The sequence below is a fragment of the Paenibacillus sp. BJ-4 genome, from assembly GCF_020404765.1.
Lineage (GTDB): Bacteria > Bacillota > Bacilli > Paenibacillales > Paenibacillaceae > Paenibacillus.
Genome location: NZ_JAIVEM010000027.1, coordinates 309,096 through 326,510, shown reverse-complemented (window position 1 = coordinate 326,510; position 17,415 = coordinate 309,096). Strand labels below are relative to the sequence as shown.

Annotated in this window: 14 protein-coding genes; 6 read left to right on the top strand and 8 right to left on the bottom strand. The window is 47.6% G+C overall.

What is annotated here, in order from left to right; translation table 11 throughout:
* Positions 1-29: 29 nt before the first annotated feature.
* A complete protein-coding gene (locus LCF57_RS06525; RefSeq protein WP_225999973.1) occupies positions 30-1,193 on the bottom strand; it encodes a response regulator in 1,164 nt (387 codons plus the stop codon).
* Positions 1,194-1,393: 200 nt separating this feature from the next.
* A complete protein-coding gene (locus LCF57_RS06520) occupies positions 1,394-2,068 on the bottom strand; it encodes an NAD(P)H-dependent oxidoreductase (RefSeq protein WP_225999972.1) in 675 nt (224 codons plus the stop codon).
* A gap of 187 nt (positions 2,069-2,255) precedes the next feature.
* Here LCF57_RS06520 and LCF57_RS06515 point away from each other — a divergent pair, with 187 nt between their 5' ends.
* Entirely contained in the window at positions 2,256-2,639 is a 384-nt protein-coding gene (locus LCF57_RS06515; protein WP_225999971.1) for a winged helix-turn-helix transcriptional regulator, read from the top strand.
* A 76-nt stretch (positions 2,640-2,715) separates the two neighbouring features.
* On the opposite strand, the gene LCF57_RS06510 is transcribed toward LCF57_RS06515, so the two are convergent.
* The 6 genes from LCF57_RS06510 to LCF57_RS06485 form a co-directional block, all read right to left on the bottom strand.
* Complete coding sequence (locus LCF57_RS06510) at positions 2,716-3,963, bottom strand: stalk domain-containing protein (protein WP_225999970.1); 1,248 nt, start codon at positions 3,961-3,963, stop codon at positions 2,716-2,718.
* Positions 3,964-4,191: 228 nt separating this feature from the next.
* Positions 4,192-7,380, bottom strand: a complete 3,189-nt coding sequence (locus LCF57_RS06505) for an S-layer homology domain-containing protein (protein WP_225999969.1) — start codon at positions 7,378-7,380, stop codon at positions 4,192-4,194.
* A gap of 512 nt (positions 7,381-7,892) precedes the next feature.
* Complete coding sequence (locus LCF57_RS06500; RefSeq protein ID WP_225999968.1) at positions 7,893-8,642, bottom strand: YcnI family protein; 750 nt, start codon at positions 8,640-8,642, stop codon at positions 7,893-7,895.
* 57 nt (positions 8,643-8,699) lie between these two features.
* Positions 8,700-10,421, bottom strand: coding sequence for a copper resistance CopC/CopD family protein (locus LCF57_RS06495; protein ID WP_225999967.1), 1,722 nt, complete (start codon positions 10,419-10,421; stop codon positions 8,700-8,702).
* 248 nt (positions 10,422-10,669) lie between these two features.
* Entirely contained in the window at positions 10,670-12,520 is a 1,851-nt protein-coding gene (locus tag LCF57_RS06490) for a diguanylate cyclase (RefSeq protein ID WP_226000018.1), read from the bottom strand.
* A gap of 280 nt (positions 12,521-12,800) precedes the next feature.
* A complete protein-coding gene (locus tag LCF57_RS06485; protein WP_225999966.1) occupies positions 12,801-13,394 on the bottom strand; it encodes a DUF5317 domain-containing protein in 594 nt (197 codons plus the stop codon).
* A 214-nt stretch (positions 13,395-13,608) separates the two neighbouring features.
* On the opposite strand from LCF57_RS06485, the gene LCF57_RS06480 reads away from it, so the two are divergent.
* From LCF57_RS06480 to LCF57_RS06460, 5 genes are all read left to right on the top strand, one after another.
* Positions 13,609-14,838, top strand: coding sequence for a multidrug effflux MFS transporter (locus LCF57_RS06480; RefSeq protein ID WP_225999965.1), 1,230 nt, complete (start codon positions 13,609-13,611; stop codon positions 14,836-14,838).
* 502 nt (positions 14,839-15,340) lie between these two features.
* Positions 15,341-15,907: a sigma-70 family RNA polymerase sigma factor gene (locus LCF57_RS06475; RefSeq protein ID WP_226000017.1), complete on the top strand. Its 567-nt coding sequence runs from the start codon at positions 15,341-15,343 to the stop codon at positions 15,905-15,907.
* A complete protein-coding gene (locus LCF57_RS06470) occupies positions 15,897-16,640 on the top strand; it encodes a DUF3600 domain-containing protein (protein WP_225999964.1) in 744 nt (247 codons plus the stop codon). The genes LCF57_RS06475 and LCF57_RS06470 overlap by 11 nt, the downstream gene beginning before the upstream one ends.
* A gap of 139 nt (positions 16,641-16,779) precedes the next feature.
* Complete coding sequence (locus LCF57_RS06465) at positions 16,780-17,130, top strand: metal-sensitive transcriptional regulator (protein ID WP_010347801.1); 351 nt, start codon at positions 16,780-16,782, stop codon at positions 17,128-17,130.
* A 57-nt stretch (positions 17,131-17,187) separates the two neighbouring features.
* The gene (locus LCF57_RS06460; RefSeq protein ID WP_010347800.1) at positions 17,188-17,388 is read left to right on the top strand and encodes a copper ion binding protein; all 201 of its coding nucleotides are present in this window, start codon (positions 17,188-17,190) and stop codon (positions 17,386-17,388) included.
* Positions 17,389-17,415: the final 27 nt, after the last annotated feature.

The window sequence follows — 17,415 nt, the reverse complement described above, 5'->3', positions numbered from 1 at the left end:
TGGGGTTCTACGAGTTCCGGAGAATGGCTCTAGCCATGAGACTTGGCATGTGCCATTTGCCACTCTATAAACCAATTCGTAATTTGTTCGTTGGGCTTCTCATGAAGTTCTTCCCATAGGACGGATGATAACAAATTATACCACTTGTTAACTAAGTTATTTTTGTTCATATCAGCATAGGTTTTCATTAATCCCCAGTAGGCTTCCTCTGCTTGGGGGTGACGACTACAGATGCCCTCATAAATAGAGACCGCCTCTTCTGGCTGGGCGTTCCCTCTATACCACTCTGCCATTTTCAATGCTGTGGATAACCACATTTTATGCAGCCTTTGGCGTTCACTTTCAACCCACCAAAAATCATATTCCTGTAAATAGTCCCCTTTGTATAATTCCATCATTTTAACATAATAGTGAATAGACTCCTTGTTCATCTGCGGAGCGGATGCCAGGAGGGACTCCCACCTTTCTGTATCTAACAGCACGTTTTGCGTATGCAAAATATAACCGCCATTAGTGTTGCAAATATCTAAAAAGGAATGATACGGCGCTATACTTTTTCTAATGTAATAAGCGGCAGTATATAAAAGAGAGTAGGCCTTATCTTCTTCATATTCCGGCCATAGTAATTCAATCAAGGCTGATTTGCGAACCCATTGGTCATGATTTTGGAGCAGGTACAAAAACAACTCCTGAGTCTTTTTGGTCCTCCACTGAAGAACAGTGGGCTGCTGATCCGGTAATGTGAAGACGACATGTTGAAAAACCTGTAAATGAAGAAGGGAAGGTTGATTCTCAGGTATGGAGGCAGCTTGATTGTCACGCTTTAGAATGCGATTCATGGTTTTGATGAGACGTTCTGTCGTGACCGGTTTGAGCAGGTAATCCAGCGCATTAAGCTCGAAGGCCTGGATAGCGTACTTATCGTAAGCCGTAACAAATACAATCTGAATATAGGGCTTGTGCTCCAAAATTTGATTTGCTAATTCAATTCCACTGATCTCTGGAAGTCTTACATCCAAAAAGGCTATGTCTATATTATCAAGTAGAATATAGTCCTTAGCCACGAACGGATTCGTAAAAGCTCCTGCAATATGTATGCCTTGTAACTTGCCAAGCAGACGCTTCATATAATCCAAAGCTAACTCTTCATCATCGACAATAACAATCCTTGTCAATTTCTCTGATTTTTCCACGTGTGCTTTACTCCTTTTTAGGCAGATACATCTTATTATATAGGATAACTGGGCTGCGGCTATAAGCAAAAAGTTGTAGAAGAAAAAAATTTAAAATAAAAAGGCGGGCCGCGATGGGCCACCGTTAAGATGAATGATCGCAAGCCCGCCTGTTAGGATGTACTAAACTTAAAGCTTGACTAACAGTATTGGACGTATATTTATAGGACCCAACGTGTGATCTTTTCCAGCGGTTGTCTGGATTTTTCCCGCTTGGGTTCATGAGCGCGATAACCGAAGGCGGCAATGACCGAAATATCCAGCAGTCCGTCCTCCAGCAGTCCTTCTTTCTCCAAGATGGCGTGCACCTGATCGTAGTTAAAGCCCTCAATCGGGCACGAATCAATGCCGATCTGAGCCGCCGCCGTCATCATATTACCCAAGGCGATATAGGTCTGCTTGGAAGCCCAGTCGAATAACGTACGCTCGTTTTCCAGCAGACGTTGATTTTCACCCTGGAAAATTTTATAGCGACCCGGTAGCGAAGCAAATTCTTCCTCGGACATGCCTTTAACCTCTTTATACATGTACTCCACGTAAGGAGAATCATACCGTACATCCTTGCGCGCCAAAATGAGGACGACATGGCTGGCCGCAGGAATCTGTTTTTGGCCCCCACTGGAAACCGCAGCCAGCTTTTCTCTCAAAGCCTGATTTTGTACGACCACAAACTGCCACGGTTCAAAACCGACGGAGCTTGGGGAAAGTCGCCCGGTTTCGAGAATGAATTGAAAATCCTCCTCTGGTATGATGCGATCAGGATTGAATTCCTTCGTGGCATGTCGGAACAGAAAAGCATCCAGAATTTCCTGCTTTTTAGCGGATGTGTTGGACATAATATGTACTCCCTTCAAGTTGGGTTTAGTTGGTGCTCCATATATTTTCTGCTAATATAATGAGAGCTGATATCGAATATATAGTCATCATATAGAAAGTTTTTTGAGGGAACAAGTACGCACATATTTGTTCCTTGTTACAAATTTGAGGCTATGGATCTGCATCCTGCAGAAAGAAGGGGAATAGATGACACAAAAAATGGAAAATGGAGTTAGCGTGAATTTTGGATGTCCGGTAGCGAAAACCGTCGGGGTCATAGGCGGCAAATGGAAGGGAGTCATCTTGTATCATTTGACCACAGGACCACGGCGTTACAACGAAATTCGACGGACCTTGCCCAATATTACGCAGCGGATGTTGACCTTGCAGTTGCGTGAGTTGGAGCGAGATGGCATTGTACATCGCCAAATTTATAATGAGAATCCGCCGCGCGTGGAATACTCGCTTACTCCGTTGGGGGATACATTAAGGCCGTTGCTGGACTTTATGAGAGAGTGGGGTATCTTTTATGGGGAACAGAGTGGCGAGCCTGTGGCGACAACATCCAATTCGGGAAAGCATTTTTGTTAAGGTGAGGATAAGGAAAGCCCGCTGATGATTTCATCCAAGATGCATGAGTTCATTAGCGGGCGGAATAAAAGCAGGGTTATTTAAACTCGATGGCCTCGTTCATTTTCGCCCAAGCCGTTTCTCCAATGATGCCCAGCCGCCAGATGGCGATGCCTTTAAGGTCATAACGTTTGGCTAGGCCGACCTTGGCGTTAACGGTACTGTCTTTTTCGCTACCCATCGAAATCCCCAAAATCAGCTTGTCCCGCGAGGTTTCCTTCAAGGCCAGCTTTATGGCTTCGTCTACTTTGTCCAAAGGCTCAGGCGTCGCCTTTTGGCCATAATCATAAGCCATAATGATCAGATCGTCCGCCAGATTGCCCAGCGTCTTGTAATCATAGCCGGCGTAAGAGCTGTTCAGCGGATGCAGAACGACGGTAAGCTTGAGTCCGGCTTGATGCGCTTTGGCAGACAGCTTTTGAATAAAAGCGTTGTAGTCTGAACGCGCTTTGGCTTTATCGCCGCTCCAGCCCAGACCCTCCAGATCAAGCGTGATGCCCTTGAACTGTTTATCGGTGGCGGTGCTGACAATTTGGGAAATGGTCTGCTCTTGAAGCTGCGCATTTTCCAAAACCTTGGTCAACTCGTGATTGCCGTCACCGGAATAGACCATCAGGTAAGGGGAGGTCCCCTGGCTGTCTGCCTCCTGTACAATAGATTCCGGCGTTACGGCTCCAGAAGCTTGAGGCCATTTGTATTCTTTACCAGTCGTCGTGAACTGTCCGTTTGTATCAATTCGGCTCCAGCCAAAGGCTACTGCATTAAAATTCGGTATCTTGGCTCGCTGGTCAAAGGATGATAGCGCATAGAAGCCTACCGTATATATGGCCTCACGTGGCGATGTAATAGAGACCGTCCGTGTTGCCTGATTCCAGTTCACCGCGGCCCCGAATTGCTGCCCGAAGAAGCCTAACGGGATCATCGTGCTCCCGTGTACGGTTTGGGGTGCGGCTGTTAGTTGCACCGTTTGCCCGTCCACTGTGGCATTGCGGCTGCCCATTTTCAGAACCACCTGCTTGGTTGCGGAGCCTTGTGCTTTGGTAGCGGTGATGCTTTGGCTAGCCTGATCCCATTTTACTGTAATGCCAAGAGCCTCAGAAATAGCACGAAAGGGAACCATGGTCGTGCCGTTCATCATTGCGGGCTGTACGGGGAACGGTAATGGGTATCCGTCCAGCATAATGCTGACCTTGCCTGCCTCCGCCTGTGCCAAGGGGCTATAGATGCCCGCTGCGGTACTCAGAAAAATAGCGCTAGATAACAGAGCCTTATTTACGATTTTCATCCTATGATCTCCTATGCTCAATAGATTGCAAAGCTATTATGCTAGAATCGTGAGGTTGCTACCATTTTACCAAAAAAATGATAGATAGGTGAATGTGAAATGAATAGGATGAGATGAACCCGAGTATATCTTAGCATGGGTATTATGTTTTTTGGTTGGTGTACCCATATAAAAAACAACCATTGACGGCTGTTAGGCCATCAATGGTTGTTGGAGTGTCATTCTTACTTACTTGTTGATCAGATTGGTCGTCTTGAGCATTCTTGCGATCAGCGCCGTCACTTCCGCACGCGTCATCGTGGCTTGTGGGCTAAGCTTAGCATCGTTGCCTTGGATGATGCCTGCTTCAATTAATTGCGCCACATCCGCTTTGGCCCAGTTCGATACGCTTGCCCCATCTCCATACTGGGACAGTGCAGAAGTATCCTGACCAGCCGCAGTTTCGGATTGGATCAGGCGGTACGCGCGGGCAATCATCGAGAAGCCTTGCTCTCTCGTGATTTGCTTGTCGCCATAGAAATTGCCGTCTTCATAACCGCGTACGATATCAAATTCATTCGCAATGGTGACCGCTTTTTCATACCAGGCGGACGCCGATACATCGGGAAAATTCGCCTGCGGCGCATCCGGACGCATCAGGCCCAGACCCGTGACCACGATCTCTGCGAACTCGGAGCGTGTTACACTGCGGTCTGGCGAGAACGTGTTATTTCCGTTTCCTTTCAGGTCCAGTCTTGCCGCGATGTTATTGACATCCTCTTTGCCCCAGTGCGTTTTCACATCATCAAAATCCTGCGGATTCCAGATCACCGAGTAAGTGCCGTTGCTGCGCAGATCGTTGATTTGTGCAAAATAACGGTTGTTGATCTTGGTCACTACGGTTGGCATGTGATATACGCTGCCGTCCGGGTTCACGATGACACCTGTTGTGATCCGGTTCGGATCGATGCCTTCCGGCAGAGCGATATACTTCACTGCATATCCGTTCAACTGATCGGATCTCATTGTCTGTCCGGCACGACTAAACGTCAGATCCAGATCGACCGGATCCACCAGCAACTCATAACCAGCCGCGGCGGCCTTGCTCTTCGCGGAGGCGATAACGTCTTCCGCAGAACGTTTAATGTCGATACGAACCCCAATATCGCTCAGCACCGCATTGCCCAATTTATCAGCCACGGAAGACAAGTTCATTTTCCCGGCAGGTACAGGATAGATCGCCAGCAGGTTACTGACTTCCAGGCTTGCTCCTTTGTCACTCAATTGCTTAAGGCTGTCTGCTGTTAAGCCGTCTACCGTCATAGCGCCTTCATTCGGCGAGTGAATTGCCAGCTTTTGAGCCGTACCTTGCAATACGGCAGCGCTCAGCTTGTCTGGGTTACCCTTAACCAATGTTACGGTACGATTGCCTGTAGTCGATACAGTACCGGTTGCGAACGGATTGTCATTGCCGTTCAAGGTCACGTCGAGGGTATCCTTTGGTGCTTCTGGAGTTACCGTTGGAGTCGTGCTTCCGCCGCCTCCGCCTCCACTGCTGCCTTTGTCGTCATCGTCATCATCATCTCCGCTGTTATGTCCACCTTCAAATGCTCTGAAGACGGTCAGCGTATACAAGGTTTCCCTGCCGTTAGCTGTTACTTTAACAACAATCGTGTTTGTACCTTCATTCAATGGCAAACTATCACTTGTTGTTCCGTTAGCTCCGTCCGTCCACGAGCCATTGTTGAGTGAAATCTCAATCTTGGCGTTCGGATCCAAACCGGCAAGTGAATCCAATGTTGGTGTGAGATACACGCTGTACGTTGCAGTATTAACGGTGTAGTTATACGTGTTTTCGTTAAAAGCCGGAGACAACCCGATCAGAGCTCCATCCGAGCCCTTTAACTCAAGGTTGCTGAGCCGTGGCGACTTGTCCACTACCGAGTCTACAACAATAGTCTTGGAAGCCTTGGACACCTTTTCACCCTTCACTGCCGTTACATCGACAGTATATGTTCCATCCGGCAATTCCGTTGACGGGATAAAGCTCCAGTTTCCATTGCTGTCCACAGTGGCAATGCCACCTGCGTTTGGAACCTCGTTGCCCTTTGCAGCTTTAATGACTACTGAAACCTCTGAACCGGCCTCGACGACCCCTTTAATCTCCGGTTTACGGATATTCACGGTGTCCCCGCTCGGTTCGGTGATTTTCAAGCTATCAAAAAATGGATTTACTAGTTCTTTTCTGGCGGTTTCCAGAGCTCTCCGTGCTTCATCTACTACCAATTGAGAGACATTCGGATTCTCAAATACTACTTTCGCAGCATCCAGCTTCTCCTTGTACCCTGCCCAGCTTTCCGAAGTATAGTCTGTCTCTATTAAGCTATCGAACAGATCTATCTCATTCTGCAGCGTACGTTTGTCTATGACGGTCAACCCGGAGCTTACAACGGCGATTCCTGCCGGCATGCCCGTCTGCGCCTTTGGCGTTACTTCAAAGAACAGATACTTGCCGATATCCGCATCGGTGATCGTATAGGTCAAGCCTGTCGCTCCGGCAATCGGCGTCTTGCCGCTACCGTCGCTTTCGCTGCCGCTATACCATTGATATACCGACCCGGTTACGCTTTCTAAATCCCCATCGTCATCCGAGTAGGTGTAGCTTCCCGTTACCGTTTGTCCTGCCTGTGCAGTGCCGGTGATGCTTACATTCGTTGCAACAGGCGGAGTCCCGGCTGTACCGAAGAAAACATCATCCATAAAATTTCCAGTGTTGGCAGCGCCTGTAGCAGAAGATACGGCTGTGAAAGCGAAGCGGGTCGTCGTTTGACCTTCAGGCACGATATAGTAACCTGTATAGTAGCCCCACTCCGCGTTTCCGTCAGTCATCGTAAACGAATTCGAATACGGGCTGGTGAGTGTCGAAGTTCCTGTACTGTTTGTTGTCTTCGTATAGGTAATATTGGTGCCGCTGATTTCTGGTACAGATAAAGTAGTTTTCCCCGACGGTTGTGTGAAAGCAGCGGGAGCTCCCATCTGCAGCTTCATCACATCTGTTCCTCGATTCCCTCTGTGGGACAGATGCCAGACCAGCATTTGACCAGGCGTTGTCTCGACATCCTGATACAAGGTAGAATCATAATAGGCATTCAACTCTGCATGCTGCTGCCCGTTAAATGCGGTAACTCCACCGTTAGAACGTGCCCATATTTCAATATTGTGGTCTGGCGCGGATGTTTTCCATGCTATAGATTTATCAGAATCTTTAACTATGTACCAATTGGTACTGGAATAAGCCGGCTCTTCAAAACTGCCATTTGCAAGCAGATTGACATCCGAACTCTCAGCGCGAGATGCGGGGGTAAAGGAAAACGCCTGCACGGCAATCGAGATCGACATCAGCAAAGATAATTTGTTTTTATGATTATTCCATTTCATACTACTATGGTCTCCTCTCCTTTCCGTTCACTCGGATTCGCTGCTTATAGCTCGTCCATATCACTCTGTTAGCGAGTATGGCAAGAGCGATGTCATTACTTTTGTCCTGTTTAACCTCAATTTTCTAAAACGATTCCAGACTGCTTCGATACGTGTTATCCATCTAATCGATAACGATGTTTTATTCTGTTCCTATTGTTGTCCCTCCCCGTCGTAATCTGATACAAAAGTACTAATTTCTACACCTCGCGAACATGCCTGATCGTAACAAATGAATCTTTACAAAATCTCTACAAAAAATGCAGAACAGGCTTTATCAGCATATCTCGTTACAATCACGTAAAATTTATTTCCGCCATATTGTAAGATCAAAAAACAACCATGGATGGCTTAACAGCCGTCCATGGTTGTTTTTGTGGAGCGTGCTCAGAGGTACACATTTTCTAGCCGGTCAAATCCGTTCAGGAGAGGGGCAAGCCACTGTGTATTTATAGTAATCAGAACAATTTTGATTACTTGCGGCGCTTGAGCGCAATGCCGATAGCTGCGGCACCAAGCACGACTGCAATAATCGAGAGGATGAGTGCGGTCGTTTGTGCAGTCGAGCTGGCTGGAGCAGAAGCGGCAGGTGCAGCTTCTACAGCATTGTTCGAAGCAGGTGCGGGGCTGCTGCTATCTTCAGTCGTATCTGTGCTCGCGTGGCCTGCTGCCGTACCCGCCGAATCGTGTCCGCTGTCTGCGGCATGAGCAGGAGTTTCGGATGTAGCCTCCGTCGTTATTTTGGTAATGGAATGAGGATTGCTGCTTCCTTCGTCGCCTGCCCACTCGACGATGCTTCCATCACTGTAATACTGGAAGGCATCCCAGGCTGCTTCTGTATTTTGGCTCGCATTTTGTGCTACAAAGCTGAAGCGCTGGTATTGCCCTGCTTGAATACCGTCTTTTTCCGCCGACCAGGTAACGGTGGTCACTTTACCGGAGCTGTCCTTGTCAGTTGCTACCTTCCAATCCGGAACAGGCTCGTATTGTTTAAAAACGACCTCTTTCGGAATTTTCAAAGCGACTTTGGTGGTAGGAATGTTTTTCTCCACGGGTACCTTCAGCGTGTAGGTTTCCCACGCATTAGGCTGCGAAACAGAAGGCTTTACGGTCACGTGTGCACTGGCCATACCTGCAAAAAGAAAGGCGCCTGCTGCAATCAAGCCCATGGAGGTCGCAAACCTGGAAAATCTGGATTTCACCGATTGAATCGTTGTATTCATATTTATTTCGCTCCCTTTAATGTGAGGATTTTGCAACATCCTGAAGTAATAAAATGATTATTGTTTCCCACCTACGTGCAGGGTAAAGTCAGCATCAACCGCATCAAGAGATGCCGTCAGGGCGTGTACTTTTACAACCCATGTTCCTTCGGCGGTCATCAATTCCTGACTGCGGAAGGGCTGCTGCTTTACGGGGAGAACAAATTCCTGCCGATTTTTGTTAGGGTCTGCCGGAACAAGTGTCAATGTAACTTGCTGAATTCCTGTAACCGCAGCCCCTGTGCTATCCTGAATGCTTACCTTAAATTCATTGCTACCCACAGCGTTGGGGCTGATCCCCAGCGTGACGTTGTACTCACCCGTAGTGTGGGTTTCCTCGAACGGTACGGCGGGTGCCTGGCCAGGTGACAGGTGGGTGAGCAGCGCAGCCAACAGCAGCACGAGCAGGCCGACGGACAGCTCGGCGCGCAGCCCCCCGGCGGCCCGCTGGGTAGCCGCCGCTTGCCGTGCGCTGCGGAATTGGCTGGCCGCGAAGACCAGCATGACCAGCAGCAGCGCTGCTTTTCCGAGCAGAACGAGTCCGTAGGACGTGTTCAGCAGCAAGGAGGGAGCCGGTACGTACAGCACGGCTCCATATATACCGGTGGCGAGCAGTGCTGCCACCATGGCAATGCCCCAGCCCGCGAAGCGGCGCAGGGCCGCTTGTCGCAGAGTTGCCCGCTCCGACACGGGCAACTCCGAGCCGGCAACAGGCAGGCACACGGTCATGACGGCAAGTGAGCCGATCCAAAAGGCTGACGCCGCCAGGTGGACAAAGTCCGCGGCGATGGCGGGAGCCGGATGGGTAGCCGCTGCCGGGTGGCCTACAAAGGCCTTGGACAGCATGACGCTCAGCGTTAGCATGACAGAGCTGTAGCCCCACAGACGGCGCTGGCGGATGGAAATGCTGTGATCCAGCGCGTAAATCAGCGTTACACTCAGCAGCAGTACGAGAACCATCTGGACGAACCAGACTTGTCCTGCCCCTGTAAACTGGAGCGCTTCTCCTAGGATCGGGAGTGTAAAGCCCTGCCCGATGGAAACCCCCGCATCCCAAGAGGCCTGAAGCGGCAGGCTGATCAAAATGGCGGCAGATGTTATGGCGTAGCCGCTCCATAGCAGCGCGGGCCAGCGGGGCAATGTGGCAAAGGAGCGTTGATCAAGCTCCTGCGGTGCCCTTACTTGCTTGCTATTGCCTTGGCTTAAGCTCGGCAAGATGAACAAACGGAAGCAAAGCGCTCCAAAAAGCAGCGATATTCCTATGTAAAGGAGCCACCGGACAGCAATTAAGTCGGGTCGTGATGCTACTGAGCCTTCAGGTGTGGCAGCTGGGTTGGTATACGCATTGGAACCGCTACCGACTTGAAAGGGAATGACTCCATTAATCGGATGTCCGTCCGCGGACAATGCTCTCCAATTGACGGTGTAAATTCCGCCTTTCATCCCCTGAATCAGTTTGATTTCCATGGTGGCCTTATGTTCCGGGTTGAGCTGTGCTTTTCCTGTATCGACTCGCTTGCCTGTTTCATCAGTCACCTTGATCGACATAAAGGCAGACTGCAAATCCTCATTGAAGGTGATGCTCACCTGTGAAGGCGACTTGTCCAAAACCTGATTTTCGGTCGGACTGGATTCAACGACAAATGCATGAGCCCATGATGAGCGAGGAAACAGGATAAGAAGTGGTAGGCACAGCAATAGAAGACAAGCCATGCGAGCTGGCCTGGACAGGTACAACATGCTTGTGAAGTCACCTTCTCTCGATTACTTGAAGCGAGGATATCCTTATTTGTAATATTTTATACGGACAAACCCAATCTCTATCTATCATAGTGCATATCGTGTGAATGGATGGATCGAATTATGACATTTATATGAAATTTGAAATAAACAGCATTTTGCTTTTGCTAATTATATAAAAACCCTACCGATGTAGAAATCTGGACGATTTCCAACGGTAGGGGTGACGAGGACGAGCCTGTGGGAAACTAGAGGCCTGCTTCCACGGAATCAATAAAAGCAGGTTGCTTGTGTTGAATATAATGGATAAAAATAGCCGTAAGTTCAGGGTCGAATTGGCTACCCGAGCAGGCGCGCAGTTCTTCAATGGCCTCCTCGAAGGTTTTGGTAGGTTGGTAAGGGCGTTCAGTCGTCATCGCATCAAAAGAGTCGATAATCGTCAGCATCCGACACAGTCGGGGAATTTGTTCACCCTTAAAGCCGAACGGATAACCTCCCCCGTCATAGCGTTCATGATGCAGTTCCACAAAAGGAACCAGATCTATGAATCGTTCGTTGGCCTCGATAATTCGTTTGCCCCACACAACATGTGCTTTTACCATCTTCCATTCTTCACAGGACAGCTTCTCTTTTTTATTCAGGATATTCCATGGGATTTCGAGCTTGCCAATATCATGAATGAGAGCACCCAGTACAAAACGTCGCTTGTCCTCCGGGCCGAGCTGAAGCACTTCGGTCATGTCTGCTGCATATCTGAATACCCGTTTGGAATGCTTGAAGGTATTAATATCCTTGTACAAAAACAGTTTAAGCTGCTGTTCAATATCACGAATATCTTGTCCAAGATCGACTTCACGTTCCACTTCATTTAAAGTACCATGGGTATGAACGATGTTTTTTCCCTGTTTCTTGGCATAGTACAGTGCTTTATCAGCCAGATCGACCAGCTGTGATTTGTCGTAGATGTCGATGCGGCTTTGTGCAATCCCAGCAGAGAAGGACAAGCAGCCGTGCGGAAAGATTTCAACGCCCTCGTAGCGGGAGTCATTTAGCCTTTTTCGCATGGTATTAACGATTTCGTAAGCTTGTTCAGCGGTATGGTCAGGCATAAGCAGGGTGAATTCTTCTCCGCCATAACGGGATACAGTGATCTGAGTACCAGAGGTTTCTTTTTTTAGAAAGTCTCCGAGGAATCCCAGCAGCTGATCGCCTTTGAGGTGGCCAAAGTGATCATTGTATTTTTTGAAATCATCAATATCAATCAGAGCCAAACTGAGAGGAGTGTTCTGGGTTCTGGATATATCCAGTTCAGCTTCAAGTGTGTTTTCAAAATAACTGTGATTGTATAGCCCTGTTCTGCGATCCATGTTGGCCTTCTCCTCAATTTCCCGGTACATCGTGAACATTTGCTTGAACGCGTGAGACAGGAGCATGCTTAGCCCCAGGACCAACAGAAGCCCCAAAATGCCGTTGTAATATATCAACGTGGTTAACACCAGAGACAGGATGAGCGTACATAAATATACGAGTAGGGATTCAGCCAAAAAAGCCTGCTTCAGCTCATTGAAGGACCCTTTGTGTGCGATATAAAAATAGATCCCCAGTGTAATTGTATTCACCGCAAAGTAGCAGATCAGCGCGAGCAGGTAGGAAGCAAAATGCTCTTGGTTCAAGGCCCCCTGCGTTCCGCCGCTTAGCTCAAATACTGTTGAAGACAGGAAAATGGCAAGTGCGTAAATGGAAAAATTGACGGTATGCTTCCACCAGGACAGCTCTTTATGCCGGAATGCGGCAATGATTGAATTGAGTAACAAAATCAGAATGGCAATTTCAGCGCTGTGCACAAAAATACAAGCAAGGTACACGGAGGAATCCATGGACTGCTTGTTACTGGCTGGTGGTAGCTGGAAGGTAAAATGCTCCAGAATCAGAACTGCTCCCAATAGGGAATAAATCGTGACCCACTCTGTTGTCGAATAGTACAAAAAGGACCAGTGGTTCGTATACAAGAGGACGATCACGCCTGCCGTACATATGCAAAACACGTATATTCCCGTCGCGGTAACCCGTTCTTGCAGCTTATTTAATATACTCATCATTTCTTCTCCTGCCTTGTCGTATCTTGATGTCAAAGCTACCAGGGGTGAATGGGATAATTTACAATTTTGTAATCGGAAATTTCACATGAAAAAACAGGCCGGAATCCAGCCTGTTTTGTTGAGCCTGTGCTTCCTTATTTTCTTATCGGTGCTAGCCCCCGATTTTGTAACCGGAAGTCAAAGCGATTACGACAGAAGCGACAATAATAGCATTGATAATCACACGGGAATATTTCAAGTTCTTCATAGGATTCCCTCCCTTCCTTGGAATAAGTACGCACTAGGCGTGGTGGGGATTGGTTTCTTGCTGATTATCCTTCTTCTTGTTCACGACCATAACGCTTTGGATAAACAGGAACATCCCGAAGTTCATGACAACATCTCCAATACTAATCACCTGTGTGCGGGGGTAGGGCTTGGAGAGAGGGATGATATCACCGAGCAATGATAAATGCGTGCTCGCATCCATCATATAATGCTTCGAGATGACGCTCCCAGATTTAAGCATGTCTGTATAATAGGGACCCAGCACCTCCGAAGCGCTCAACGAGACCGGCATTCTGCCGCCATTCACCGCCATTACGATAAAATTCAACAGTACGCCGATGAAAATAAGCCAGAATCCCTTATGCTGTCTGTTCAACCAGAGAAATATCAATCCAACTACGTAGATGCCCATAAATAGATATCCGTTAATGGACGCTAGCCAAGCCCACTTTTCCTGGGCATAAAAAATCATAAACTGCACCAGCAGCAGGAAGGGGAACATCCAGCCGGCTATGAGGCGAATTTGACTGAAACGGAGCAGACCTTGTCGCCAGCCTCCTCGGAGCAGACCTACAATGAGACCCAGCAGCACTCCATCATAGACCATTTATCATTCTCCAGATCTCATAAATTTTTTGTTTTGAATGCAAGTTTTGGATACAGTATAATTCGACCTGAAATTGGTAAATTCCTGCCTGATATATAGCAGTTTTGAAAAAAAATCGCGGATTAGCGTGTAATTGTTCGAAGCAGGGCGAAATGAATGATATCATAATATATTGAAGTCATATTTTATTTTTTTGAAAAGGATGATTCTGATTATGAACCGGTTTTCCAATACGGTAATGGTTGCCGCAGATATGACCAAATCCCGGATTTTATGGATTGCCTTTGTCCTGGGCGCATTGAGTGCTTTTGGACCCTTGTCCATAGATATGTACTTGCCGTCATTACCTACATTAGCCGACAATCTACACACGACTACTTCGTTGGCACAGCTTAGTTTGACCGCCTGTCTGCTGGGACTGGCAGTGGGTCAGCTCGTTGCTGGTCCGCTTAGTGATGTCAGAGGCCGCAGAGGGCCGCTGGTCATATCGCTTATTCTGTACGCTGCTGCTTCGCTGCTATGCGTATTTGCGCTGAATATCGGATTGCTTATTGCGCTTCGTTTTGTTCAAGGGCTCACCGGATCAGCGGGAATCGTAATTTCCAGAGCTGTGGCGCGTGATCTATACTCAGGCAAAGAATTGACGCGCTTTTTCTCATTGCTCATGCTGGTGAATGGCGTGGCTCCCATTGCCGCACCTGTGCTGGGCGGAGTGATTTTGAACTTTGTTTCCTGGCGCGGTGTATTCATGGTGCTTTGCATAGTCGGTGTGGCTATTCTGATAGCTGTCGTGCTGGGCTTGCCGGAAACGCTGCCTGTTAATCGCCGCTCATCCGGGGGGTTGAAACAGACGCTGAGTACACTTGGTCATTTGTTTGCGGATCGACGCTTTATGGGCTATGCCTTCTCACAGGCGCTCATTACAGGCGCAATGTTTGCGTACATCGCTGGCTCGCCGTTCGTGCTTCAGGATATTTTCGGGGTCTCCCCTCAAACGTATAGCATCATTTTCGCGGTGAATGGCTTGGGAATTGTGCTGTTTTCCCAGCTGACTGGCAGACTCGTGGGCCGCTTCAGCGAGCGCCAGTTGCTCTTGTCGGGTTTGGTGATTGCGGTCGTAGCCGGCATCAGCTTGTTTACCGTGGCTCTTACCGGAGGTCAATTGTTTGCTGTTCTAGTTCCCCTGTTTTTCATCGTTTCCTGCGTGGGGATTGTGAGCACAACGACGACTTCACTGGCCATGCAGAGCCAGCAGCGCTCCGCTGGTAGTGCGTCCGCCTTGCTTGGATTGCTGCCTCTGTTGCTTGGCTCCATCGCTTCACCGTTAGTGGGCTTGGGCAGCGGCACAACGCCTGTACCGATGGCGGTCGTTATCGCTATTGCAGAGATCGGTGCGTTGTTAAGCTTTCTGGTACTTGCCAAGGACGCACGTGCGAAGGCTTGAAATAAGGCAAACTTGAACTGAAAAACTCCCATGGACTGATATGTGAAACCATTTCAGTCCATGGGAGTTTTTTCTACCGTTCTACATTCGAGATATCTCCGGCTTCCTTTACGGGGAAAGGTGTCTGCTTTAAGTACATACGAGATGGTTTGTGAACCAGAATTGAAATAAGCATGCTGATATGAACGGGAAAGAAAGGGTCTATTCCGTTTATGTTTAAACCAAAAAATGGATATAAAAAGCAGTAAGGTAAGGGTGAGTTTATACTTTTTTTGTCGTAATAAATAGCATAATCAGTATCATTTAATATTATATCAATATATTACCAATAAAGTAGTCCCTACAAAAGAATGATTATACGTAGACTATTTTCCTGTTATTGAGACAAAAAAAATCGAACGATATTTCCTGTACCCTCCAATATATAGTGTGAGACACAAGAAAGGAGGAGATTAGGATCGGACAGCGCAAGGAGGTGGTCAGATTGGCAAAGGATGATCGGATGACAGTGCTTGTTGCAGAGACGCTGGCTGGCAGCCGCGAAGCTTATAGGGAGCTATATGATTACACGATTCATACTGTCTATAGATCGGTGCATTTTCTGTTGGAGGAAAAAGCAGACGCCGATGATGTAGTGCAGGAAATTTATATTCAAGTATATAGATCACTTGGACAATTTGATGTAAACCGCTCTTTTCAGCCTTGGCTGATGGGGATTGTTATGCGTCAGATTCGGGCTTATCGGAGAAAAAGATGGATGAGATTGCGAATCACAAGCAGAGCCGAAAGGCTGGAGTATTACACAGCGTATGATTTTTCCGAGGAAATTGTGGACAAGGTTGCAAATCATGCATTGCTCCATGCGGTTCAGCAGCTTTCGTTCAAGCTAAAACAGGTCATTGTATTGCACTATTTGCATGAGTATTCCCAAGAGGAAATCTCAAACATTTTAGAAATACCGTTAGGTACGGTGAAGTCACGAATTCATGCGGCTTTGCAAAAGCTCCGTTCGAAAGAGCGGGAGGGACATTTTCTGATCGGAAAGGTGGAGAAGATCCATGAAGCTTGAGCAAGAACTACGTAAGGCGATGCAGCAGGAGGATGACCACTTATCAGCTCCCGCTGAGTTAAAGGAAAACGTCATGAGACAAATTGAGCGAATTAAAGGAGAAGGATCTAAACCTATGAAAAAGTATATCGTGACAACGATTCTTGTAGCGGCATTACTGATCCCGACGGGTGCCTTTGCTGCTTACTCTTACTTGACTGATACAATGTATGGCTCGCAGGAAAAGCTAATTGAAATGGGAGGAACGGCAGAGGAATATACAAAAGTAGAATCCAAGCTCCAACAAGCACAGGAACGTTTGTCGAAGGAAGAGTTTAGTGTTTTTATGGGATTACTAAAGGAACTAGGAGCCTATAATCTTAAAATAACGGGCGAAAACGGAACACTCCATAAGGAGCGTTTAAGCGCCGATGAACAGCGTGAGTACGATCGTATATCTGCCAAGCTGGAACCATACTTTGAAAAGTTGAATCAGGGAAAAGTACAAACCCAAACGAGTATAGATTTACAGGCCGAGTTGGACCATGCGAAAAAGGTTTTGAGCGAGGATGAATTTGTAAAGTTTCGTGTGCTATTCAAAGAGTTCTACAAGTATGTACCTCGCATAACGGGTGTCAATGGGGTGTTATATCCTGATCGTTTGTCTGAGGAGGAAAGAAAAGATTACGATGCGCATGTGAAGCTGCTCCAGCCATATTTTGATCAGCTTAAATCGTTTGGTAAGAATCAGTAAGGATAAAATAAGGCAAACGGGTGACATTTTTCTGGAAGCTTGACATACCCCATGGGGGTATATTATGATAGGGACATATTAACAAATGCAATATTGATATGCACTACACAGGCATATACACAACACAGGAGGCTGATGTATGGCTGAGGAGCAACCTGTTTCCCACCATGAAGTTCACGAGAATCATTGCGGAACAGACGGGGAAAAGACAGTTAGAAAAAGTCATCATTCGGCAGAGTTCAAGAACAGTCTTACATCCCGGTTGAACCGTATTGAAGGTCAGGTGCGCGGAATTAAGGGCTTGATCGAGAAGGATACCTACTGTGATGATGTGCTGAACCAGATTGCGGCTGTTCAGTCCGCTCTGAATGGTGTCGGCAAGCTGCTGCTGGAAGGGCATATGAAAAGCTGTGTCATTGAGCGCATGCAGGCAGGAGAGCCGGAAGTGATCGACGAGCTGCTAGTTACGGTCAAGAAGCTAATCCGTTAAAAGCAATACCTATACACATAATCGGGTACATGAAGTACCCCGGAGGAGGAAAAGATAATGGCACAAGTTACATTGAACGTAGAAGGCATGAGCTGTAATCATTGCGTGAAAGCAGTAGAAGGAGCTTTGGAGAAAGTTGGCGCTTCCGGTAAAGTCAATCTTGAAGCGAAGCAAGTGGCTGTGGAGTACGATGAGTCCAAGCTGAACGTGGAAGCTCTGAAAAACGCCATTGAAGATCAGGGCTATGATGTTGTTTAAATTTAAGCTGATTCATGTGTGAAGAGA

Bases quoted from the DNA above. Each gene is read 5' to 3' on its own strand.
- LCF57_RS06520 (WP_225999972.1), bottom strand. From the start codon at position 2,068: ATGTCCAACACATCCGCTAAAAAGCAGGAAATTCTGGATGCTTTTCTG.
- LCF57_RS06515 (WP_225999971.1), top strand. From the start codon at position 2,256: ATGACACAAAAAATGGAAAATGGAGTTAGCGTGAATTTTGGATGTCCG.
- LCF57_RS06510 (WP_225999970.1), bottom strand. From the start codon at position 3,963: ATGAAAATCGTAAATAAGGCTCTGTTATCTAGCGCTATTTTTCTGAGT.
- LCF57_RS06505 (WP_225999969.1), bottom strand. From the start codon at position 7,380: ATGAAATGGAATAATCATAAAAACAAATTATCTTTGCTGATGTCGATC.
- LCF57_RS06500 (WP_225999968.1), bottom strand. From the start codon at position 8,642: ATGAATACAACGATTCAATCGGTGAAATCCAGATTTTCCAGGTTTGCG.
- LCF57_RS06495 (WP_225999967.1), bottom strand. From the start codon at position 10,421: ATGTTGTACCTGTCCAGGCCAGCTCGCATGGCTTGTCTTCTATTGCTG.
- LCF57_RS06490 (WP_226000018.1), bottom strand. From the start codon at position 12,520: ATGATGAGTATATTAAATAAGCTGCAAGAACGGGTTACCGCGACGGGA.
- LCF57_RS06485 (WP_225999966.1), bottom strand. From the start codon at position 13,394: ATGGTCTATGATGGAGTGCTGCTGGGTCTCATTGTAGGTCTGCTCCGA.
- LCF57_RS06480 (WP_225999965.1), top strand. From the start codon at position 13,609: ATGAACCGGTTTTCCAATACGGTAATGGTTGCCGCAGATATGACCAAA.
- LCF57_RS06475 (WP_226000017.1), top strand. From the start codon at position 15,341: ATGACAGTGCTTGTTGCAGAGACGCTGGCTGGCAGCCGCGAAGCTTAT.
- LCF57_RS06470 (WP_225999964.1), top strand. From the start codon at position 15,897: ATGAAGCTTGAGCAAGAACTACGTAAGGCGATGCAGCAGGAGGATGAC.
- LCF57_RS06465 (WP_010347801.1), top strand. From the start codon at position 16,780: ATGGCTGAGGAGCAACCTGTTTCCCACCATGAAGTTCACGAGAATCAT.
- LCF57_RS06460 (WP_010347800.1), top strand. From the start codon at position 17,188: ATGGCACAAGTTACATTGAACGTAGAAGGCATGAGCTGTAATCATTGC.